This is a genomic window from Nonomuraea sp. NPDC050680 (genome assembly GCF_040654555.1).
Taxonomy (GTDB): domain Bacteria; phylum Actinomycetota; class Actinomycetes; order Streptosporangiales; family Streptosporangiaceae; genus Nonomuraea.
The window spans coordinates 219697-242238 of the sequence record NZ_JBFAIF010000009.1; the positions used below are offsets into that span (position 1 = coordinate 219697).

Here is a 22542-nt window from a genome sequence, read left to right on the forward strand (position 1 = left end):
GGACAAGGTCACGGCCCGCTTAGGGGGCCTGTCGCCGGGCGCCGCCCTGGCTCTGCGCGCGGCGGGGGAGGCGGCGCTCGGCGCGTGGAGTTCAGTCCACCCACTGCGGTCGCGTGGCGCTCAGTCCAGTGCGGCCACGTGCTCGGCCAGCGCGGACGCCAATGCCCGCTCGCAGGTGGCGGCGTCATCGGCGGCCCAGCACACATAGCCGTCGGGCCGCAGCAGCAGGGCCGGCGCGCCCAGGTCGTCCGCGCACTTGGCCCGTACGAGATCGACCCGCGCGGGCAGCCGGAACTCGGCGGAGACGATCCCGGCCAGGTCCAGCAGGACCGCGTGCCCGGCGCCGAACAGCGCGGACAGCCGGGTCGACGCCGAGCCGACGAGCAGGTCGGCGTCCGGCACCCGCTGCCCGGCCAGCGGATGCTCGCCGCCGAGGTCGTAGCCCAGCGACAGGCCGGACATCAGGCCCGCCATGTGGCGGTTGGCGTCCGGCAGCCGCAGCAGGTCGCTGAAGATGTCGCGCAGCGCCGCCACGTCCGCGCTGGGCCGAGGCGCGCTCAGTACCCGCTGCGCGGATGTGTGGTGCAGCACCTGGGCGGCCACCGGATGCCGTTCGGCCTGGTAGCGGTCCAGGAGGCCCTCGGGCGCCCGGCCCTGGAGGGTCGCGGCCAGTCGCCAGCCGAGATTGATCGCGTCCTGCACGCCGAGGTTCAGGCCCTGCCCGCCGAACGGCGGGTGGATGTGCGCGGCGTCGCCCGCGAACAGCACGCGACCCGCCCGGTAATCCGCCAGCTGCCGGGTCGCGTCGGTGAAGCGCGAGGAGTTGTCCACCGCGCGCAGCACGGTCTCCTCGCCGTAGACGGCCCGTAGCGCGGTGGCGACCTCCTCCTCCGTGACCGGCGTGTCGCGGTCGAGGTCTGCCTGCTCCTCGCTGCCGAACGTCAGCCGGTAACGCTCGCCACCGATGGGAACCAGCATGGACCAGTAGCCGCCGCCCTCGCGGATCAGGCCGCTCATGTGGCCCAGCGCCCGGGGGACCGACGCCGACGTGGCGGACAGCCGGACGTCGGCCAGCACTGCCACGAACGTCCCGTCCCGGCCGGGGAACGGCATGCCCAGCAGCTTGCGTACGGTGCTCCGCCCGCCGTCGCACGCCACCAGGTAGTCGGCCCGGAACCGGCGTTCACCGACGCTCACCGTCACCCCGTCCGCGCCCTGCTCGACCGCCGTGACCCCGGCGTCGCGCAGGACGCGGGCGCCTCGGGCGGTCGCGGCCTCCTCCAGGACCTCCTCGATCTCCCACTGCGGAACCGCGATCGGGTACGGATGCCGGGTCCGCCACGGCTCGCAGTCCAGCGGCACCGGCAGGGCCGCGAAATGGCCGCCGACCGGTTCGCGTACCAGAGCCCGGCTCAGCAGCGGCTCCACCAGCCCGCGCAGCTCCAGCAGCTCCAGCGTGCGGGGCTGGACAGCGCCGCCCTTCATCTGCTCGATGCGCTGGGGCAACTTCTCCAGCACCAGCGCGTCGACCCCGGCCAGTGCCAGCTCGTACGCCAGCATCAGGCCGGTCGGCCCGGCACCCGCGATGACCACCTCGAAGTCCTTCATGACCCGCCCTCTTCTGTCGCTGAGTGCGAATATATACCCAGTGCAGAAAAAGTCCAAGTGCAGATTTCTGGTAAGGTGACGGTGTGACGAACGAGCCCGGACTGCGCGAGCGCAAGAAGCAGCGGACGCACGCCGCGATCTCCGAGGCGGCGATCGAGCTGTTCCTGCGACACGGGTACGACCAGGTGTCGGTGGCCCAGGTGGCGGAGGCGGCCGAGGTGTCCAGGCGCACACTGTTCGCCTACTTCCCGGCCAAGGAAGATCTCGTGGTGCATCGCTTCGCCGACCACGAGGCGGAGAGCGCGCGGGTGGTCGAGTCCCGCGCGGCGGACGTCACGCCGCTGGAGGCGCTGCGGGTGCACTACCTCGACGCGCTGGCCAGGCGTGATCCGGCCACCGGGCTCAACGACATACCCGCGATCGTGGCGCTCTACCGGATGGTCTTCGAGACCTCGTCGCTGGCCGCCCGGATGCACCGGTTCCAGGCGGCGGCCGAGGAAGCGCTCGCCGGTGCGCTGCGGGAGACGGCGGGCCTCGATGAGCTCAGCGCCCGCATGGCGGCCGTGCAGATCCAGGCGGTCCACTGGACGCTGACGATCGACAACGCCATGCGGCTGGCGGCCGGCGAGAGCGCGGACGAGCGCTACCCGGGCGCGGTGAGCGACACCGAGCGGGCATACGCCCTGCTGGCCAACGGGCTGGGCCACCTGGGCGCGCCAGACTCTCGGTGAACCGGATGATGGGTGGCTGCCGTTCGGTGAACGGCAGCCACCGTTGTTCGCGAGAGCTGCGCTTGAGTCAGCGCGTTCTCCTCAGGCCGCAGGGCTGACTTCGGGACCGACCTCGGGGAGGTCATTCCATGGGCGGAGCGGGCCGCGGCCGGACAGCGCCATCCTCGCGCTCAGCGTTCCTTCGCCTGCGGGCGAGGCACCATGACCGGGGTTCAGCCCACCGGTAGTTTGCCCACCGGCAGTCAGCCCACCGGCAGTCTGCCCGAGGCGACCACGTCGCGGTACCAGTACGCGCTGTCCTTCCAGGTGCGCTCCATCGTGTCGCGGTCCACGCGGACGATGCCGAACCGCTTGGCGTAGCCGTGCGCCCACTCGAAGTTGTCCATCAGCGACCACACGAAGTACCCGCGCACGTCGGCCCCGCCGGCGATCGCCTCGGTGACGGCCGTCAGGTGGCGGTGCAGGTAGTCGATGCGCCGCTCGTCCCTGATCCGCCCGTCGCCGTCCACGACGTCGGCGAACGCGGCGCCGTTCTCGGTGATCATCATGGGCAGGCCGGGGTGGTCGCGGTGCAGGCGCAGGAGCAGCTCGGTCAGGCCGGTCTCGTCGATGTTCCAGCCCATCTCGGTGTACGGGCCGGGCTGGCGGACGAACTCGATGTCCTCGCAGGCGATCCACGGGGAGGCGGCGCCGTCGGCGTGGCCGTCCGCGGTCTCCCGTGAACTGGCCCCGTCCCACTGGCGTACCAGGACGGGGTTGTAGTAGTTGACCCCGAGCAGGTCCAGCGGCGCGCACGCGGCGGCCTCGTCGCCGTCGCGGACGAACGACCAGTCGGTCATCGAGGCGGTGTCGGCGATGAGGTCGCGCGGGTAGGCGCCCTCCAGCATCGGGCCGAGGAAGGCCCGGTTGGCCAGCCCGTCCGCGCGCCGTACCGCGTCGGCGTCGCGCTCGGACACGCCGCGCACGTGGTGCAGGTTGAGCGTGACCGACATCCGCGCGGCCGGGTCGGCCACCGAGCGCAGGGCCTGGACGGCCAGGCCGTGGCCGAGGTTCAGGTGGTGCACGGCGGCCAGGGCGGCCGCGGGGTCGGTCCTGGCCGGGGCGTGTACGCCGGAGGCGTAGCCGAGGTAGGCCGAGCACCACGGCTCGTTCAGGGTGATCCAGGTGTGGACGCGGTCGCCGAGCGCCTCACCCATGAGCTTGGCGTAGTCGGCGAAGCGCAGCGCGGTGTCGCGGTGCGGCCAGCCGCCCGCGTCCTCCAGTTCCTGCGGCAGGTCCCAGTGGTAGAGAGTGGCCACCGGCGCGATGTCCCTGGCCAGCAGCCCGTCGACCAGGCGAGAGTAGAAGTCGAGGCCGGGCCGGTTGACGGGTCCGCGACCGCCGGGCTGCACGCGCGGCCAGGAGATGGAGAAGCGGTAGGCGCCGACCCCCAGGCCGGCGAGGAGGTCCAGGTCCTCCTCCAGGCGGTGGTAGTGGTCGCACGCCAGGTCGCCGGTGTCGCCGTTGGTCACCAGACCGGGCGTGTGGGAGAAGGTGTCCCAGATGGAGGGGCCGCGGCCGTCCTCGTCCCAGGCGCCTTCGACCTGGTAGGCGGCGGTGGCGGTGCCCCACAGGAAGTTCTCGGGAAAGGCGGGCATGTCACTCCTTGGAGCTGAGGGTGATCTCGATGTGGTCGATGGCGGGGGTCGCGGCGCCGTCGACGCCGGCGTACCGCAGGTTCCAGGGGGCGGGCGCGCCCTGGAGGCGGCGAGCGTGGACGCGGTCGCCCGAGCGGGACACCTCGAACACGGCCCCGGCACCCCCGTCCATGGCGGGCACGGTGACGGTACGGGACACGCCGTCGGCGAGCTCGTAGGCGGTCAGGGTGACGCCGTCGGCGTAGTCGTAGTCGGGCCGGTCCGCGCGGGCGCCCGTCGCCAGCACCGCTCCCGGCCGTACCAGCAGCGGCAGGCTGTCGAATCCGTGCCGCTCGGTACGCCAGCCCGGCCCGGTGACGGTCTCGCCGTCGAGCAGCCGGGTCCACACACCGTCAGGGACGTAGTAGGAAATTTCACCATCCGCCGACAGCACAGGGGCCACCAGCAGATCGGGCCCGAGCATGTACTGGGCGTCCAGGTGGTCGCAGGCCCGGTCGCCGGGGAACTCCAGGTGCATCGCCCGCATCATCGGCAGGCCCTCCTGGACGGCCTGGACGGCGGCCCCGTACAGGTAGGGCATCAGCCGCAGTTTCAGCTCGGTGAAGGAGCGCAGCACGTCGACCGACTCCTCGTCGAACAGCCACGGCACCCGGTACGATCCGCTCCCGTGCAACCGGCTGTGCGACGACAGCAGCCCGAACGCCACCCATCGCTTGAACACCGCCGGATCCGGGCGGCCCTCGAACCCGCCGATGTCGTGGCTCCAGAACCCGAACCCGGCCATGCCCAGCGACAGCCCGCCGCGCAGCGACTCGGCCATGGCCTCGAACGTCGACTCGCAGTCGCCGCCCCAGTGCACCGGCAGTCGCTGCCCGCCGACCGTGGCCGACCGCGCGAACAGCACGGCCTCCTCCGCGCCCCGCCGCTCGGCCAGGACGTCGTGCACGGTCTGGTTGTAGAGCAGGCTGTAGTAGTTGTGCATCCGCTCGGGGTCCGAGCCGTCGGCGTAGACCACGTCGGTGGGGATGCGCTCGCCGAAGTCGGTCTTGAACGCGTCCACGCCCTGGTCGAGCAGCCCGCGCAGCTTGTCCGCGTACCATTCGCGGGCGGCCGGGGAGGTGAAGTCCACCACCGCCCGGCCCGCCTGCCAGTGGTCGTCCTGCCAGACGCGGCCGTCCGGGCGGCGCAACAGGTGACCGGCCGCCGCCCCCTCGTCGAACAGCGCGGACGCCTGCCCGATGTACGGGTTGATCCACAAACAGACCCGCAGCCCGCGCTCCTTGAGCCGGGCGATCATCCCCGCGGGATCCGGGAACACCTCGGGATCCCACTCGAAGTCGCACCATCGGAACTGCCGCATCCAGAAGCAGTCGAAATGGAACACGCTCAGCGGCAGCCTCCGCTCGGCCATCCCGTCCACGAACGACGCCACGGTGGCCTCGTCGTAGTCGGTCGTGAACGAGGTGGACAGCCACAGCCCGAACGACCACGCGGGCGGCAGCGCCGGCCGGCCGGTCAGCGCCGTGTAGCGGCGCAGGATCTCGGCGGGCGTCGGCCCGTAAATGATCAGGTACTCCAGGTCGTGGCCCTCGGTGCTGAACTGCACCCGCGACACCGTCTCCGAGCCGACCTCGAACGACACCCGTCCCGGATGGTTGACGAACACCCCGTAACCGCGGTTGGTGAGGTAGAAGGGGATGTTCTTGTAGGCCATCTCGCTGCTGGTGCCGCCGTCGTCGTTCCAGATGTCGACGGACTGCCCGTTGCGCACCAGGGCGCCGAACCGCTCGCCCAGCCCGTACACCAGCTCCCCGGCGCTCAGCCGCAGCTGCTCGACCATGAAGTGCCGTTCGTCGGCATCGTGCATGAGGCCAAGGCTCTTGCCGGCGCTGCGGGTCAGCTCCCGGCCGTCCGCGCTGAAGGACATCTCCCACGGCAGGTCCCTGCGCACCTTGACGGTCAGGGCGCCGCTGGTCAGGCTCGCCTCCTCGCCGTCCACGGTGGTCTGCACCGCGGGTGCCTCGTCACCTACCTCGAAAACCGGCGCGGCCGGTACGGACCCGGCCAGGTGCACCGTACGGACCCTGATCACGTCCGGCATGGGGGACGACAGGTCCACCCGCAGGACCGGCCCGTCGATGGTGTTGCCGCGACGGGTGATCGGCCTGGTCGGCGCCAGCACCCGCAGGGAGGCGGCGGCCGCGGTCACGTCGTGGGCCGCGGTGGCGTACTCGCCCCGCACCCCGGGACGCATCCGCCAATAGCCGTCTTTGAACTTCATCACAATCCGTTCGTGAGGGGGATGGTCAGCCCTTGACGCTGCCGGCCACGAGATCGAGCCGCCAGAACCGCTGCAGGAACAGGAACAGCGCGATGATCGGGATGATCGACAGCAGCGAGCCGCTGATCACCAGGCTGTACAGGGCCGGCTGCGAGGCGCCCCGGTTGAGCAGCGAGTAGAGCCCCACGGTGAGCGGGAAGCGGTCGTCGTTGGCCAGCATGATGTACGGCAGCAGGAAGTTGTTCCAGATGCCGATGAACTGCAACAGGAACACCGTCACCAGCCCCGGCGCCATGATCGGCACGCCGACCGACCACAACAGCCGGAACTCGCTCGCCCCGTCCACCCGGCCGGCCTCGATGATCTCGTCCGGCACGGCCGCGGCGGCGTAGATGCGGCAGAGATAGATGCTGTACGGGCTGATGACGCTGGGCAGGATGACCGACCAGTAGGTGCCGACCAGCCCCATGTCCGACAGCAGCAGGTACTGCGGGATGGCCAGGGTGATCTGCGGCACCAGCACCCCGGCCAGCAGCGCGCCGAAGATCAGCCGCTGCCCGGTGAAGCGGTACTTGGCCAGGGCGTACCCGCACGCGGCCGACACGACCACGGTCAGGAACGCGCCGCCGCCGGCGTAGATGAGGCTGTTGAGCATCCACAGCCAGAACCGCCCGTGGCCGTAGTCGTTCAGCGCGGCGATGTTCTCGGTGAAGCCGCCGTTGAAGCTGGGCCAGCCGGAGAACGTGGTGAACAGCTCCTCCGGGCCCTTCGTCGCCGCGATCACCACCCACAGCAGGGGCAGCAGGGCGTACACGCCGCCGAGCGCCAGGATCAGCGTCGGCACGATCTTGGTGCGCGCTCTCATTGATCGCTCCTCGCGCTACGGGTCCTGAAGACGGCCAGCGCGACCAGCGACAGCAGCACCGTCGCGCCGGCCAGCAGCACCGAACTGGCCGCGCCCAGGTAGATGTCGTTGTCCACGAACGCCTGCTGGTAGATCCGCATCAGGGGCACCCAGTCCTGGCTGATGGTGTTGGTCATCGGCCGCAGCGTGGCCGGTTCGCTGAAGACCTGCAGCATGCCGATCAGGGTGAAGACCGAGGTCATGGTGAGCGCCGGGCGCAGGAGTGGCACCTTGATCCGCAGCGCGATCCGCCACTCGCTGGCGCCGTCGAGGCGGGCGGCCTCGTACAGCTCCTTGGGGATGGCCCGCAGCGTGGTGTAGAGCACCACCATGTTGAACCCGACCGAGCCCCACACGGCGATGTTGGCCACCGAGAAGAAGATCGACACGTCGCCGAAGAAGTCCGCGGCCGGCAGGCCCGCCCCCTTGAGGGCGGCGCTGATCGGGCTGACCGCCGGCAGGTAGATGAACCCCCACAGCAGGCTGGCGATGACGCCCGGCACCGCGTACGGCAGAAAGATCGTGATCCGCGAGGCGCGTTTGCCCCCGACCCTGGGCGCGTCCAGCAGCAACGCGAACAGCAGGGCCAGCCCCATGGTGGCGGGCACCATGATCACGCCGTAGCCGAGCATGCGCTGCATCGCCTCGTACAGCGCCGAGTCCTGGATCGCCTCCAGGTAGTTCTCCAGGCCGATGAACACCTCGGTCCGGATGCCGAACCCGGCGCCCCGCACCCGCATGGCGTGCAGGCTCAGCCAGATGGCGTACCCGATCGGCACCACGATGAAGACCGTGAACAGGATGACGGCCGGCGCCGCCATCAGGTATGGCGCGCGCCTTTGCTGTCCGGTCATCCGCCGACGACCTGGTAGCCCTGCTTCTTCAGGTCGGCGACGCTGGCCTGCTGCACCTGCGTGGCCACGCCCACGAGGTCGGCCTTGTTCTTGACCGCGGTCGGCAGCTGGTCCTCGAACTGGCCGTAGGTGACGTTGGTGTTCGGCCCCCAGCTGTCGAAGCCGCGTGCCGTCTGCGAGATCTTCGAGGCCGACTCGTAGTAGTCGGGCTGGCCGGCCATGTACTCGGGCGCGGCGTCGAGCCCGCCGGTGGTCTGGCCGAGCGTGGCCGCCGGATAGAGACCGATCTCGACGAGCACCTTCAGCGCCTCGGGGTCGGTGCTCAGCCACCTGGCGAACTTCGCCGCCTGCGGCTTCTGCTTGGAGGTCGCGCTCACCGCGGTGGACGAGCCGCCCCAGAAGCCGGTGACGTTCTCGCCCGCGCTCCACTGCGGCAGCGGGGCCATCTTCCACTTGCCCTTGCTGGAGGGGGCGACGCCCGCCAGGACGCCGGAGCCCCAGACCGCGCTGGGCCAGGCGATGATGGTGCCGTCGTTCATCTGGCTGTTCCACTGCGGCGTGTACATCGGGTCGCCGAGCACCGCGCCCGAGTTGACCAGCCCGCCCCAGAAGCTCAGCACCTTGCGAGTGGCGGGGTCGTCGATGGCGACCTTCCACGCATCCTTCTCGTTGGACCACCAGTTGGCCCCGGCCTGCTGGGCGAACCCGGCCAACCAGCCGGCGTCGCCGGGAGAGAACGTGGTCAGGTAGCGCTTGGCGTCCTTCTTCCTTACCGTCTCGGCGAGCGCGCCGAACTCCTCCCAGGTCTTCGGCACCGCAAGGCCCAGCTTCTCGAACAGGTCCGCGCGGTAGAAGAGCATCATCGGGCCGACGTCCGCGGGCACCGCGTAGGTGGCGCCGCCGAAGGAGGTCAGGTTCCAGGTGCCTTCGGGGAAGGCGGACTTGACCGGAGCGATCGTGTTGCTCAGGTCCTGCAGGGCGTTGTTGGTGATCAGCGTCGGCAGCGACTGGTACTCCGCCTGCAGGACGTCGGGCGCGTTGCCTGCCTTGACCGCGGTCAGGAACTTGGCGATCAGCTCGTCGCTGGCGGCCTGTCCGCTCAGGGTGACCTTCTGGGTGGGGTTCTTCTTGTTCCAGAGGTCGACGACGCGCTGGATGTTCTCCGCCCAGCTCCAGAAGACGAGGGAGGCCGCGGCGTTCTCGTCCCCGGCGATGGGGGACGCAGCCGGGGCGCCGGCGTCGGAGCCGGAGTCGTCGGTGCCGCAGCCGGCCAGGAGCAGCGTGGCGGCTGAGGAGAGGAGGAAGGTTCTTCTACGCAAGGGGATCTCCAGTGTGTGGGTGAAATCGGGGACGCAGCGCGGCGACCGCACGTGGCGTGAGCGTGACGTGGCCTGTCGCGGGGGACCCGGTCAGCAGGTCATCGGCCGCGTGGGGGATCGGCACACGTACCGTGGCGGTGCCGTGGTTGAGCAGGAACAGGACGTCCCCGCGGCGTACCGCCTCGATGTCCGGCGGTAGGTCGGGCAGGACCCCGCGCACGCCCGCGTCGGCCAGCAGCCGCCCGGCCAGCGCACCGAGCGCGACCGGCTCGGGCAGGGTCGCCACGTACCAGGCGACGCCCTGACCGGCGCGGTGCCGCAGCACGGCGGGATGCCTGGCGAGGTCGCCCTCGGTGAACTCGGCCACCGTCTCGGCGCCCTCCGCCGCGATCAGCTCGGTCCAGGTGTGCGCGGTGAACTCGACGCCGCCGCTCCATTGGCAGCGCACGGGCCGGTCCTCGGGCGCGGGCAGCCATTCCTCGCCGGACGCGCCCAGCACCTCGCGCAGCGGCGCGGGAAATCGTCCGGTACGCACGTGCGCCCGCGGGTCCACGACCCCGGAGAACGGCCCGACCATCAGCACGCCGCCGCCGTGTACGTACGCGGTCAAGGCGGCGGCGTCCTGATCGCCGACGAGGTAGAGGTTCGGCACCACGACCAGCGGGTAGCCGCTCAGCTCGGCCGAGGGCGGCACCAGGTCCACGCTCACGCCGCGTTCCCAGAACGGCAGGTAGTAGCTCAGGAGCTGGTCGGGGGCGTTGAGGCGGTCGCTGGGCAGGCCGCGCTCCTCCAGCGCCCACCAGCTCGCCCAGTCGAACACCATCGCCACCTGCGCCGGAACCGGCTCGCCCGCCACGGGGGCGAGTTTGCGCAGCTCCTGGCCGTGCGCGCGGACCTCGGCGTGCAGGCGCGTGTCCGGCCCCGCGTGCGGCACCATCGCGGCGTGGAAGCGTTCGGCGCCGAAGCGCGAGGCCCGCCACTGGAAGTAGCACAGCCCGTCCGCCCCGCGGGCCACCGCCTGCAGCGATTCGAGCCGGAACTGCCCCGGCGGCTTGGGCAGGTTGTGCGGGCGCCAGTTGACGCCGTTCGTGGCCTGCTCCATCAGCAGCCAGGGCCGTCCCTGGCCGAGTCCGCGCATCAGGTCGTGCGTGAGCGCCGTCCGCGCGGGGGAGAGCGGGTCCGCCGGGTCGGGGTAGCAGTCGTTGGAGACGATGTCCTCTTCGCCGGCCCACGACCAGTAGTCCACCGGCTTGAACAGGCCCATGAAGTTCGTGGTGATCGGTAGATCAGGGGTTCGCTCGCGCAGGATGTCGCGTTCGGCGCGGTAGTGGGCGAGCAGCGCGTCGGAGCAGAAGCGCTGCCAGTCCAGCCGCTGGGTGGGGTTGATCATGTACGGGGCGCGGCGCGGGGGGATGATCTCGGCCCAGTCGCTGTAGCGCTGGCTCCAGAACGTGGTGCCCCACGCCTCGTTGAGCGCGTCCAGGTCGCCGTGGCGGTCCTGGAGCCAGATGCGGAACGCCGCCGCGGACTCGTCGCAATGGCAGATCTGGCCGTACTCGTTGCCCACGTGCCACAGCGCCAGGGCGGGGTGGCCGGCGTACCGGTCGGCCAGGTCGGTCACGATCGCCAGCGCCCGCTCCCGGTAGACCGGCGACGACGGGCAGAACTGGTTGCGCGAGCCGTACCAGAGGCGGTGCCCCGACTCGTCGACCGGCAGCGTCTCCGGCCAGCGGTGCCCCAGCCACGGCGGCGGCGAGGCGGTCGGGGTGGCCAGGTCGACCGCGATCCCGGCCGCGCCCAGCAGATCGAGGACCCGGTCCAGCCAGCCGAAGTCCCGCGCGCCCGGCTCCGGCTCGATCCGCGCCCAGCTGAACACACCGACGGTGACCAGGTTGACCCCGGCCGCCTTCATCAGCTCGACGTCCTCGGCCCAGACCTCTTCTGGCCACTGCTCGGGGTTGTAGTCCCCGCCGAACAGCAGTCCGCGCCCGTGGGTCAGCGTGTGCATCCCCAACCGCGGTCTCATACCGTCCTCTTTTCGTGCGGAGGCTCTTCAAGCGGTGGCTCTTCGCGCGGAGGCTCTTCGTGCGGTGGCTCTTCGTGCGGTGGCTCTTCGTGCGGTGGCTCTTCGCGGGCAGGTTCTTCGTGCGGAGGCTTTTCGCGGGGCGGCTCCGCGCGCGGTGGTGCGGAGCTGTCACCGATCACCAGGCGGCAGGGCACGAGCCGCTGCTGTGGTGGGCCCTCGCCCAGCAGCCGGTCGATGAGCATGCGCGCGCCGAGCCGGCCCAGCTCGGCGCTGGGCGGCTCCAGCGTGGTGAGCCTGGGGTGGAACATCTCGGCGACCCGCGCCGAGGACAGCACCAGCAGCAGCGTCAGGTCCTCCGGGATCCGCCAGCCGCGCGCCGCCACGGCGGCGATCACGCCGACCGCCGCGTGATCGTCCATCACGGCCAGCGCCGTCACATCGGGATGCGCGGTGACCAGGTCCTCGAACGCCTGCCTGCCCTCCTCGGCCGAACCGGGGCGGAAGTCGTCCACGTATCCGATCCCGGCCGCGTGGGCGGCCTCGGCGAACTCGGCCTCGGCACGGATGGCGGGCCCGTACTGGGCCGCGTACGTGTCGGTCGACAGGTTGAAGAAGGCCAGCTTGCGATGCCCCAGCCCGGACACGTGCGCCACGGCGGCCTTGGCCGTCGCCGCGAAATCGATGTCGGCGTAGTCGATCGAGCCGGGCTCGCGGGTCCGCCCTATCATGCTGAACGGAACCCCGGCCGCTGACAGGAACTCCGGCCGCTCGTCGTCGAGGCCCACCTCCATCAGCAGTACGCCGTCCACCAGCCCCAAGCCGGTCAGGTGGCGCAGCTCCTCGATCGGGTCCGCGTTCTCGGGGGAGAGCAGCAGGTGATAGCCCAGCTCGCTGGCCGCCTCGGCGGCACCGGTCGCGAACTGCATTTCGGTAAGCCCGAAACCGCTGCGCGGAGCGGGGAACAGCAGGGCCAGGATGCGCGTCCGCTTGCTCTGCAGGCCCCGGGCCAGCAGGTTCGGGCGGTATCCGAGCTCGGCCGCGACCTGCTCGATGCGCCGCTTGGTCGCCGCCGCCACCGGGCGGGTGCCGTTCAGCGCGGCGGAGACGGTGCTGACCGCCACCTGTGCCCGCTCGGCCACATCACGTAACGAAGACATTCCACTCCGGCCCTGTATACGGCCGCCGATGACCGGCCTGTACGGTTGTCGAAACGTTTCGCACAACCTAGAGTCTGTTTTGTGGAGGTGTCAATATTGTTAAATGTGCCGTCCTAAATACGGCACCGTGGCCGCGGCGACGCCTGGGTCAACCACCGCTTGGCGCCACGATGGGGATGCTGATGACCGCGGGGCCCGAGGCGACACGTGACCGGCTGCTCGCCACCGAGTGGTACACCGGCGGGGAGCCGAAGATCAGCCCGCTGGTCTGATGCCCGCGCGGGCGATGGCCGCCTCGATGCCGTCGAGCACCACGGTGAGCCCGGCGGCGAAGGCCGGCCGTGCCTTTTCTTCCAGGTATGTCGTGGCCTGCCCGGACTGCGGGGTTTCGCGGGACGGTGGGGGAGGCGGGTCGTCGGTCTCGATCCAGGCGACCATCGGGAATCGTTCGGCGAAACCGGGGGCGACCTCTTCGAGCAGGGCCGATCGGGCGTACCACCACTCCTCGTCGGACACCCCGGTCGCCGCCGGCGCCTGCCGTGACTCCGCGACCGTCCTGGCCGCGCCCCGGACGAAGTCGGTCAGCAGCGAGACGACGCCCCGGAGCGGACCGGCGCGCAGCCCGGTCGCGCGCAGGACGCCCACCATCGTCTCCATCATCACGAACTCGTTGGGCCCCAGCACCGGCCGGACCTGCGAGACCTGCAGCACCCACGGATGACGTACGTAGAACGCCCGGACGTCCTCGGCCCACGAGGTCACGGCCGCCCGCCAGCCCGGTCCGAGGTCGTAGCCGGTGGGCAGCTCGGCCAGGGCGCGGTCGTGCATCAGGTCGATCAGCTCGCTCTTGCTGGGCACGTAGGTGTAGAGGGCCATCGCGGTACGCCCGAGGCGTTCGCCCACCGCGCGCATGGACAGGGCCGCCATGCCCTGCTCGTCGGCGACCGCGATCGCGGCGTCCACGATCATGTCCACGCTCAGCCCCGGCTTGGGGCCGGGACCGGTGCGTGGCTCCGGCCCCGTCGCCCGCCACAGCAGGGCCATCGAGCGGCGCGCGTCTCCCTGGCCGGCGAAGACCACCACCTGACAACCCCCACGGACGCGATAATCCCTGACGCCATGATCTCCTTACGCCATAAGGATATCAGGGGTGATCACCGAAGCGTGGGACGGTGCTCGGTGCTCGCCGGGGCAGGCTGATCAGGCGCAGGCCGGCCGACACCATGGTCCAGCCGAGCGCCGTCACGCCGGCCGCCCACCTGGGCGGGAGCTCGCGCCGGCGATCCCGGAGCAGGCGCCATCCGGTGACCTCGGCCTGTAACTCGGCGACTCTGTGGCGTTCGGTGTAGAGGTGCATGTCGGCGTCCATGTGCCGACCTCCTGGAAGTCTCGGGGACCATGACGCTCAGGCCCGGAACGGGAATCCGAAGAACTGCAGGGCGACGTGCTCACGGCCCTCGGTGTCGCCCGCCGCCTCGGCGGCTTTGCCGCGCGCCCACCACTTCTCGACGACCGCGTCGAGCTCCTGGCCGACCAGCCGCAGCTCCTCGGCGGTGAGTGAGGCCAGGTATTCGGAGGCGAACGCGGCGCCGCGCCACTCGGCGGGCCAGGCGGGCTGCTCGTCGAGGTAGCGCTCGTACATCTCGCCCTGCAGTCGGGAGGCCACGCGGGACAGAGCGGTGCGGGCGGCGACGATCTCCGGGCCCTCCTCCGGGGCCGGGGCCCTGGCGCTGAGGTGCTGCGCGGCGACCTGCCACCAGCGCTCCCTGCCGTCGCCGGTCTGCGGCACGGCCTCCTCGATGAGGCCGTGCGCGGCGAGTTTGCGCAGGTGATAGCTGACCAGGGAGACGGCCTCGTCTACCTGGTCGGCCAGCTGGGAGGCGGTCGCCGTGTCCGCCACGAGCAGGGCCCGGTAGAGCTTCAACCGCAGCGGGTGCGAAAACGCCTTGAGCTCGTCGAGATCGCTGAGGCGGCGGGTCTCATGCGTGGCCATGGCTCCACCCTAGAAGCGAAAGGAAAATTGCGCAAATAAAGTTGCGCATATCCATGATTGGTTCGGGGCCGACCATCGCCGGCCGAATAGGATCGACCGCATGAACGGCGCGCCTGAGGAGCAGGCATCCGACCAGTCACGGGACTCCATCGACGTGATTCTGGAGCAGTGGCGCCGTGAGCGGCCGGACCTGGATCTGTCGGCCATGGCGGTGTTCGGCCGGATCGCCATGGTGGCGCGGGTCGCGGAGGCGGCGGTCGAGCAGGTGTTCGCGCGTCACGGGCTGCGCCAAGGGGAGTTCGACGTGCTGTCCGCGCTGCGCAGGGGCGGGCCGCCGTACACCCTGATCCCCTCGGAGCTGTCGGCGACGCTGATGATGTCGCGGGCCGGCATGACCAACCGCCTCGACCGGCTGGAGGCGGCGGGGCTGGTCGAGCGGAGTCTCGACCCGGCCGACCGCCGCAGCTTTCGCATCGCGCTCACCGAGGAGGGGCGGCGGGTCATCGACGCCGCGCTCACCGAGCACGCCGCCAACCTGGCCCGGCTGGCCGCCGGCCTGCCGCCGGACGACGCGACCGCGCTCACCCGCATCCTGCGCGGCCTGTTGACCCCGCCCGGATAGCCTCCCGGCTGGGCGCTTATCCCCCGCCCGGATAACTTCCCGGCTGGGGCGCTTGTCGCGTCGGCCCGGCCGTCTTCGCCACCCGCCTGAAGTTCCCTCGTGGCCATTGACATAAAAACCCTCTTTTCCTACTGTTTATGTAGGCATTCAAGGGAGGCGCGATGTCCCACTCCACTCACCCGAACCTCCGCGACCAGTGACGCGCAAGCAGATCCATCTCGCGGCCCACTTCCCCGGCGTGAACAACACCACGGTCTGGACCGACCCCCGCTCCGGCAGCCAGATCGACTTCGCCTCGTTCGCCCACCTGGCCAGGACGGCCGAGCGGGGCAAGTTCGACTTCTTCTTCCTGGCCGAAGGGCTGCGGCTGCGCGAGCTCAAAGGCCGTATCCACGACCTCGACGTGGTGGGCCGTCCCGAGGCGCTCACCGTGCTGAGCGCGCTGGCCGCCGTCACCGAGCGACTCGGGCTCGCGGGCACCGTCAACGCCACCTTCAACGAGCCGTACGAACTGGCCAGGCGCCTGTCCACCCTGGACCACCTCAGCGACGGCCGGGCCGCCTGGAACGTGGTGACCACCTCCGACGCCTTCACCGGCGAGAACTTCCGGCGCGGCGGCTACCTCGACCGCGCCGACCGCTACACCCGCGCCGCCGAGTTCGTCCGCCTCTCACGCGAGCTCTGGGACTCCTGGCAGCCGGGCGCGCATCTCGCCGACAAGAGCCAAGCCCAGTTCGTCGGCCCCGCCGCCATCGGGACGGTCCACCACGAGGGCCCGCACTTCACCGTCGAAGGGCAGTTCACCCTGCCGCGCGGCCCCCAGGGGCATCCCGTCATCATCCAGGCCGGGGATTCCGACGAGGGCAGGGAGTTCGCCGCCGCCACGGCCGATGTGATCTTCAGCCGCCACGGCACGCTGGAGGAAGGGCGGGCCTTCTACGCCGACGTCAAAGGCCGCCTGGCGCGCTACCGGCGCGAGCCGGACCAGCTGAAGATCATGCCGGCGGCCACGTACGCGCTGGGCGACACCGAGGAGGAGGCCGCCGAGAACGCGGCCGCCATCCGCCGCCAGCAGGTCGGCCCGCAGACCGCGACCGCCTTCATCGAGCAGGTGTGGGGTCGTGACATGTCGGCCTACGACCCGGACGGGCCGCTGCCGGACGTCGAGCCCGATTTGTCGGAGGGCCTCTCGCAGGGGCGGGTGCCGTTCGGCGACCGGGCGGCGGTGGCCGCGAAATGGCGGGCGCTGGCCGAGGAGAAGAAGCTGACGATCCGCGAGCTGGTGATCGAGGTGACCGGGCGGCAGACCTTCGTCGGGACGCCGGCGGGCGTGGCCCGTCAGATCGACGAGCACGTGCGGGCCGACGCGGCGGACGGGTTCATCCTGGTGCCGCATCTGACGCCCGGCGGGCTGGATGAGTTCGTGGACCGCGTGGTGCCGCTGCTGCAGGAGCGCGGCGCCTTCCGTACCGACTACACCGGCACCACCCTGCGCGAGCACCTGGAGCTGTCATGACAGCGAGCACCATGACCATGCCTACCAGAAGGACAGCGAGCACCATGACCATGCCCACCAGAAGGATGGTGCCCTAGTGACCCTGCATCTCGCCGTCGCGCTGGACGGCGCCGGCTGGCATCCGGCCGCCTGGCGCGAGGCGTCCGCGCGGCCGGAGGCGATCTTCTCGGCCCGCTACTGGGCGGCGCTGGTGGCCGAGGCCGAGCGGGGGCTGCTCGACTTCGTCACGATCGAGGACTCCCTCAGCCTCCAGTCCACGCTGCTGGACGGGCCCGACGGTCGGGCCGACCAGGTGCGCGGGCGCTTCGACGCGGTGCTGCTGGCCGCCCGGCTGGCGCCGCTCACCAGCAGGATCGGGCTGGTGCCGACGGCCACGACCACGCACACCGAGCCGTTCCATGTGGCGATCGGCATCGCCACGCTCGACCACGTCAGCGGCGGGCGAGCCGGGTGGCGGCCGCAGATCTCGGCCAGAAGCACCGAGGCGGCGCATTTCGGCCGCCGCCCCTTCCCCCGTCTGGACGGGTCTTTCTCGATCGATGACGAGCACGTCCGGGCGCTGTTCGAGGAGGCCGCCGACGCGGTCGAGGTCGTACGGCGGCTCTGGGACAGCTGGGAGGACGACGCGGAGATCCGCGACCTGGCGACCGGCCGCTTCATCGACCGGGACAAGCTTCACTACATCGACTTCGCCGGGCGGTTCTTCTCGGTGCGCGGGCCGTCGATCACGCCTCGGCCGCCGCAGGGCCAGCCGGTGGTCACGGCGCTCGCCCACGCCCGCCTGCCGTACGAGTTCGCCGCGGGCGGCGCCGACGTCGTCTACGTCACGCCGCACTCCGCCGACCAGGCGCGCGCCATCGTCGAGGAGGTCAGGCAGCTGTCGGCGGAGCTGCGGGTCTTCGCCGACCTGGTCGTGTTCCTGGGCGACGACGCGGCCGAGCGCAAGGCCCGCCTCGACGGGCTCGACGGGACCGAGTTGCGCTCCGACGCCGCGATCTTCACCGGCACCCCGGAGGAGCTGGCGGAGCTGCTGCTCCAGTGGCGGCGGGCCGGGATCGAGGGGTTCCGGTTGCGTCCCGGCGCGCTGCCGTACGACCTGGAGGCGATCACTCGCGGGCTGACGGCGGAGCTGCGCGGGCGCGGGGTGTTCAGGCGCTCGTACGAGGCCACGACGCTGCGCGGGTTGCTCGGCCTGCCGCGCCCGGCCAGCCGCTATGCGGAGGTGTCATGAAATTTCTGGCCATCACGTTAATCGTCCATAACGACAAGCGGTCGCCCACCGAGCGGTTCCGCGAGGTCGTCGACAACGCGGTGCTGGCCGAGGAGCTGGGCTTCGACGGGTTCGGCGTGGGGGAGCGGCACGAGCGGCCGTTCATCTCCTCCTCGCCCCCGGTGGTGCTGAGTCACATCGCGGCCAGGACGTCCAGGATCCGGCTGTTCACCGCGGTCACCACGCTGAGTCTGCTCGATCCCGTACGCGCCTTCGAGGACTACGCCACGCTCGACCACCTCTCGGACGGCCGGCTGGAGCTGATCATCGGCAAGGGGAACGGGGCCGCGCAGGCGCAGCTCTTCCACGTCACCGCCGAGGACCAGTGGGACCGCAACCGCGAGGGATACGACCTGTTCCGCCGCCTCTGGCGGGAGGACAAGGTCACCTGGGCGGGCCGGTTCCGCCCCGCGCTGACCGAGGCCGAGACCTGGCCCCGGCCCCTCCAGCGGCCGATCAGGGTGTGGCACGGCAGCGCCACCAGCAAGGAGTCGGTGGACCTGGCCGCCTACTACGGTGACCCGCTGTTCTCCGCGAACGTCACCAACCCCATCGAGCCGTACGCCGACCTGATCGACTACTACCGGAAGCAGTGGGTCCGCTACGGGCACGATCCGGCAGACGCGCTGGTCGGGGCGGGGACGGCGGGCTACTACGCGGCCCGCACCTCGCAGGAGGCGATCGCGACCTACCGGCCGATCTTCGACGCCCGGCTGGCGCTGTTCGCCAAGCTCGGGATCGAGCCGGTGTTCGCCACGCTGGAGGACGCCATCGAACGCGGTTCGATCCTGGTCGGCAGCCCGCGGCAGATCATCGACAAGGTGCTGCGCTACCACAAGCGGTTCGGGCACGAGGTCATGCACCTGCACGCCGACGCCGACGGTCTCACGCCCAAGCAGCACCGGGACGCGCTGGAGCTGTTCCAGGCGGAGGTCGCCCCCGTACTGCGCCAGGAGATCCCCAGCAGGCCGTTCCCCGGAGGTGCCGCGTGACGCTGTCCATCCTCGACCTCGCCCCCATCCCCTCCGGCGGCACCGCGCGTGATGCGCTGCTCAACACCATCGACCTGGCCCGGCGGGCCGAGTCGTCCGGCTACCGCCGCTACTGGCTGGCCGAGCACCATTTCGCCCCCGGCGTGGCCAGTTCCGCCCCGGCCGTGCTCATCGGCCTGGTGGCGGCGGCCACCGGCCGGATCAGGGTCGGATCCGGAGCCGTGCAGCTCGGGCACCAGACGCCGCTGTCGGTGGTGGAGCAGTTCGGGCTGATCGACGCGCTGTATCCGGGCCGGATCGACCTCGGCATCGGCCGCTCCGGCCAACGCCGCGCCGAACTCGCCGACAAGGCCGCGCCGGCGGAGTCCTCACGTGGCGAGCCCAGGCCCGCCTCGCCACCGGCACCCGGCGAGGCGGCGGGGCGGGTCGTCGACGGGCTGCTCATTCCGCCGCCGTTCGACTGGTCCAGGCTCGCCGCGCACCCGCAACTGGCCTTCCACGCCTCGCTGCTCCAGCAGCCCGGCGCTCAGACGCCCGACTTCGCCGAGCAGATCGACGACGTCATCGCGTTCCTGACCGGCGACCACCAGGCGCACGCCGTCCCCGGCGAGGGGGCGGAGGTGGAGCTGTGGATCCTCGGCAGCAGCGGCGGCCAGAGCGCCCAGGTGGCGGGCGAGCGCGGGCTGCCGTTCGCGGCCAACTACCACGTCAGCCCGTCCAGCGTCCTGGAAGCCGTCGAGGGCTACCGGAAGGCGTTCAAGCCGTCGAAGGCCCTGGCCGAGCCCTACGTGATCGTGTCGGCCGACGTCGTCGTGGCCGGCGACGACGCGACCGCGCGGGAGCTGGCCAAGCCGTACGGGCTGTGGGTACGCAGCATCAGGACCGGGGCGGGCGCCAGGACGTACCCGACACCCGAGGAAGCCGACGCGCACGTCTGGAGCGCCGAGGACCTGGCGCTGGTGAAGGACCGGATCGACACGAGGTTCGTGGGCACGCCCGAGGCCGTCGCCGAGCGGCTGCGCGTGCTGCGGCGGGTGACGGGCGCCGACGAGCTGCTGGTCACGACCATCACCCACGACCACGCCGACCGCGTACGCTCCTACGAGCTGCTGGCCGACGCGTGGGACGGCCGCTCATGAAGCGGACCCTGGTCGTCCTCATGCTCACCCTGGCCGCCTGCGGTTCCCAGCCGTCCGCCCAGCAGGCCCAGAGCACCACCCTGACCTGGGCGATCGAGACGCAGCCCATCACCCTGAACCCGCAGCAGTGGGCGCAGAACAAGGTCAGGCTGCTCGTGTTCAACCAGTTCGACGCGCTGCTGTCCCGCGGCCGCGACGGCTCGTTCCAGCCGTGGCTGGCGAAGTCGTGGAAGGTCTCGGCCGACGGGCTGAGCTACACCTTCGAGCTGCGCGACGACGTGAGCTTCCACGACGGCACGACGTTCGACGCCGCGGCGGTCAAGGCCAATCTGGAGCAGTTCCTGGTGCCGGGCTACAACGCGGCCGTCGCGGCGATCCAGCTGGCCGCCTTCGACAAGGCCGAGGTGGTCTCGCCCACCACGGTGAAGGTCACGCTCAAGAAGCCCGACGGGCTGTTCCTCGACTTCCTGGCCTCGCCGTACGGCGGGCAGGTCTCGCCCAAGTCGCTGCAGGCGGCCAAGAACCTCAAGTTCGGCGGCCCCGACCTGGTGGGCACCGGCCCGTTCATCCTCGACCGGTACGTACAGGGCCAGGAGCTCCACTACCACCGCAACCCCGCCTACAAGTGGGCGCCGCCGAGCGCCGGGCACCAGGGGCCCGCCTACCTCTCCGAGATCACCTACCGCTTCCTGCCCGAGGCCGCGGTCCGCGTCGGCGCGCTCACCTCCGGCCAGGTACAGGTCATCGAGGGCGTCCCCGCCACCGACGTGAGCCTGATCAAGAAGGAGCACGCCTTCCAGACCGCGCTCAACTCGGGCACCTCCTTCTCCTACTACTTCAACGCCTCGCACGCCCCCTTCGACGACCAGCGCGTACGGCAGGCCTTCCGCGAGGCCGTGGACGTCGACGCCGTCCTCGCCTCCGTCTACCAGGGCACCGCCACCAGGGCGTGGAGCGTCGTCGGCAAGGCGAGCCCGTTCTACGACCCGTCGCTGGAGCACACCTTCGGCGGCGACACCGCCAAGGCCAACGCGCTGCTCGACGAGGCCGGCTGGCGGCAGCGCGACAGCGAGGGCTTCAGGGTCAAGGACGGCAAGCGGCTCACCGTACGCAGCGTCTCGGCGGCGCCGTACGTCCGGGACCGCCGCGACATCCTCGCCCAGGCCATCCAGGCCCAGGTCAAGCAGAGCGCGGGCATCGACTTCCAGGTCAAGATCGTCGACCAGGGCACGGCGCAGAAGGCCGTGGACGACGACCAGTACGAGATCTTCGAGAACTCCCGCGGCGACTCCGACGTCGGCGCCGCGCTCAACCTCATCCTGCCGAGCAAGGGGGCCATCAACCGCACCCACTTCTCCGATCCCCGGGTGGACAAGTGGCTGGCCCAGGCGTCCACCACCGCCGACCAGTCACTACGCAAGGACCTCTACACCCGGGTGCAGCGCGCCGTGGTGACCGAGAAGGCCGTCGTTTTCCCGATCTACGTGCCCGCCGACCAGCTGGCCGCCCAGAACAGCGTGCGCGGCCTCGGCTTCGACCCCGGCTCGGGGACGCCGCGCAACGCCTACGACGTCCAGGCCGGCACATGATCAAACGTCTGGGCACCGGGCTGGCCGTGCTCTGGGCCGCCGCCACCTCCTCGTACGTCGCGCTGCTCCTCGCCCCGGGGGACACCATCGACATCCTGATCGGCGACGGCGCCGACACCCCGGAGATCCGGGCCAGGATCGTCGCCGAATGGGGGCTCGACCGTCCCGAGGTGGTCCAGTACCTGTCCTATCTGTGGCGGCTGCTGCACGGCGACCTCGGCCGGTCGTACCAGCTCCAGCGCGGCGTCGGCGAGATCCTCGCCACCCAGGTGGGCCCGACGCTCCAGCTCACGCTCGCCGCCGCGGCGACCGGAGTGACGCTCGCCGGGGTCATCGCGCTGGCCACCGCGGGCCGGGGCCGCTGGTCGCGCGGCGCGGCCTCGGCCGCCGAGCTCGTGTCGGTCTCGGTGCCGCCGTTCCTCATCGGGATCGTGCTGCTGTCGGTGTTCTCGTTCACCTTCGGCTGGTTCCCGGTCTCCGGCGCCTCGGGACCGCAGGCGCTCGTCCTGCCCGCGCTCGCGCTCGGCCTGCCGATCGCCGGCGTGCTCGGGCAGGTGCTGCGCGGCGGGCTCGAACGCGCGCTGGAGCAGCCGTTCGCGGTCACGGCCAGGGCGCGCGGGCTGACCGAGCGGGCCCTGGTCGCCAGGCACGCGCTCAGGCACGCGCTGATCCCGGCCGTGACGCTGGCCGGGTGGTTCACCGGCACGCTGCTCGGCGGGACGGTGATCACGGAGGTGCTGTTCGGCCGTCCGGGGATCGGCCAGGTCGCGATGCAGGCGGTCACGGGCCGGGACATGCCGGTCGTGATGGCCGTGGTGCTGCTGTCGGCGATCGCGTACGTGACCATCAGCACGCTGCTCGACCTGGCCTACCGCGCCATCGACCCCAGGATCGGGGGCTGAGC

General features: G+C 71.1%; 19 protein-coding genes. 8 read left to right on the forward strand and 11 right to left on the reverse strand.

Translation table 11 applies throughout. The annotated features are described in order from the left end of the window. Window positions 1-120 precede the first annotated feature (120 nt). On the reverse strand, window positions 121-1608 hold the full coding sequence (locus AB0H88_RS28890) for an FAD-dependent monooxygenase (protein WP_357649757.1): 1488 nt from the start codon (window positions 1606-1608) through the stop codon (window positions 121-123). 83 nt (window positions 1609-1691) lie between these two features. Here AB0H88_RS28890 and AB0H88_RS28895 point away from each other — a divergent pair, with 83 nt between their 5' ends. Next, a complete protein-coding gene (locus AB0H88_RS28895; protein ID WP_357649759.1) occupies window positions 1692-2339 on the forward strand; it encodes a TetR family transcriptional regulator in 648 nt (215 codons plus the stop codon). A 242-nt stretch (window positions 2340-2581) separates the two neighbouring features. On the opposite strand, the gene AB0H88_RS28900 is transcribed toward AB0H88_RS28895, so the two are convergent. The 10 genes from AB0H88_RS28900 to AB0H88_RS28945 form a co-directional block, all read right to left on the reverse strand. Then, the gene (locus tag AB0H88_RS28900) at window positions 2582-3976 is read right to left on the reverse strand and encodes a GH1 family beta-glucosidase (RefSeq protein WP_357649761.1); all 1395 of its coding nucleotides are present in this window, start codon (window positions 3974-3976) and stop codon (window positions 2582-2584) included. Between the two features lies 1 nt (window position 3977). Further along, window positions 3978-6257 (reverse strand): alpha-xylosidase, encoded by a 2280-nt coding sequence (yicI, locus tag AB0H88_RS28905; protein WP_357649763.1) that lies wholly within the window; start codon window positions 6255-6257, stop codon window positions 3978-3980. A gap of 25 nt (window positions 6258-6282) precedes the next feature. Next, the gene (locus AB0H88_RS28910) at window positions 6283-7122 is read right to left on the reverse strand and encodes a carbohydrate ABC transporter permease (protein WP_357649765.1); all 840 of its coding nucleotides are present in this window, start codon (window positions 7120-7122) and stop codon (window positions 6283-6285) included. After that, a complete protein-coding gene (locus tag AB0H88_RS28915; protein ID WP_357649767.1) occupies window positions 7119-8015 on the reverse strand; it encodes a sugar ABC transporter permease in 897 nt (298 codons plus the stop codon). The genes AB0H88_RS28910 and AB0H88_RS28915 overlap by 4 nt, the downstream gene beginning before the upstream one ends. Next, entirely contained in the window at window positions 8012-9334 is a 1323-nt protein-coding gene (locus AB0H88_RS28920) for a sugar ABC transporter substrate-binding protein (protein WP_357649770.1), read from the reverse strand. Before AB0H88_RS28920 ends, AB0H88_RS28915 begins: the two co-directional genes overlap by 4 nt. Further along, a complete protein-coding gene (locus tag AB0H88_RS28925; RefSeq protein WP_357649772.1) occupies window positions 9327-11360 on the reverse strand; it encodes a beta-galactosidase in 2034 nt (677 codons plus the stop codon). Before AB0H88_RS28925 ends, AB0H88_RS28920 begins: the two co-directional genes overlap by 8 nt. Then, the gene (locus AB0H88_RS28930) at window positions 11357-12517 is read right to left on the reverse strand and encodes a LacI family DNA-binding transcriptional regulator (RefSeq protein WP_357649773.1); all 1161 of its coding nucleotides are present in this window, start codon (window positions 12515-12517) and stop codon (window positions 11357-11359) included. Before AB0H88_RS28930 ends, AB0H88_RS28925 begins: the two co-directional genes overlap by 4 nt. 255 nt (window positions 12518-12772) lie before the next feature. Next, on the reverse strand, window positions 12773-13600 hold the full coding sequence (locus tag AB0H88_RS28935; RefSeq protein ID WP_357649775.1) for a TetR/AcrR family transcriptional regulator: 828 nt from the start codon (window positions 13598-13600) through the stop codon (window positions 12773-12775). 61 nt (window positions 13601-13661) lie between these two features. Then, entirely contained in the window at window positions 13662-13886 is a 225-nt protein-coding gene (locus tag AB0H88_RS28940) for a hypothetical protein (RefSeq protein WP_357649777.1), read from the reverse strand. Between the two features lie 36 nt (window positions 13887-13922). After that, window positions 13923-14510: a helix-turn-helix domain-containing protein gene (locus AB0H88_RS28945; RefSeq protein WP_357649779.1), complete on the reverse strand. Its 588-nt coding sequence runs from the start codon at window positions 14508-14510 to the stop codon at window positions 13923-13925. Between the two features lie 100 nt (window positions 14511-14610). Between AB0H88_RS28945 and AB0H88_RS28950 the strand changes: the two genes are divergently transcribed. The 7 genes from AB0H88_RS28950 to AB0H88_RS28980 all read left to right on the forward strand — a co-directional run bounded on the left by AB0H88_RS28950 (window position 14611) and on the right by AB0H88_RS28980 (window position 22540). Then, on the forward strand, window positions 14611-15132 hold the full coding sequence (locus AB0H88_RS28950; RefSeq protein WP_357649781.1) for a MarR family transcriptional regulator: 522 nt from the start codon (window positions 14611-14613) through the stop codon (window positions 15130-15132). A gap of 196 nt (window positions 15133-15328) precedes the next feature. Further along, window positions 15329-16648: an NtaA/DmoA family FMN-dependent monooxygenase gene (locus AB0H88_RS28955; RefSeq protein ID WP_357649784.1), complete on the forward strand. Its 1320-nt coding sequence runs from the start codon at window positions 15329-15331 to the stop codon at window positions 16646-16648. A 76-nt stretch (window positions 16649-16724) separates the two neighbouring features. Continuing rightward, complete coding sequence (locus AB0H88_RS28960) at window positions 16725-17879, forward strand: LLM class flavin-dependent oxidoreductase (RefSeq protein WP_357649786.1); 1155 nt, start codon at window positions 16725-16727, stop codon at window positions 17877-17879. Next, window positions 17876-18910 (forward strand): LLM class flavin-dependent oxidoreductase, encoded by a 1035-nt coding sequence (locus AB0H88_RS28965; RefSeq protein ID WP_357649788.1) that lies wholly within the window; start codon window positions 17876-17878, stop codon window positions 18908-18910. Before AB0H88_RS28960 ends, AB0H88_RS28965 begins: the two co-directional genes overlap by 4 nt. Continuing rightward, window positions 18907-20049: an LLM class flavin-dependent oxidoreductase gene (locus AB0H88_RS28970; RefSeq protein WP_357649790.1), complete on the forward strand. Its 1143-nt coding sequence runs from the start codon at window positions 18907-18909 to the stop codon at window positions 20047-20049. Before AB0H88_RS28965 ends, AB0H88_RS28970 begins: the two co-directional genes overlap by 4 nt. Next, on the forward strand, window positions 20046-21638 hold the full coding sequence (locus AB0H88_RS28975; protein WP_357649792.1) for an ABC transporter substrate-binding protein: 1593 nt from the start codon (window positions 20046-20048) through the stop codon (window positions 21636-21638). Before AB0H88_RS28970 ends, AB0H88_RS28975 begins: the two co-directional genes overlap by 4 nt. Further along, the gene (locus tag AB0H88_RS28980) at window positions 21635-22540 is read left to right on the forward strand and encodes an ABC transporter permease (protein ID WP_357649794.1); all 906 of its coding nucleotides are present in this window, start codon (window positions 21635-21637) and stop codon (window positions 22538-22540) included. Before AB0H88_RS28975 ends, AB0H88_RS28980 begins: the two co-directional genes overlap by 4 nt. Window positions 22541-22542: the final 2 nt, after the last annotated feature.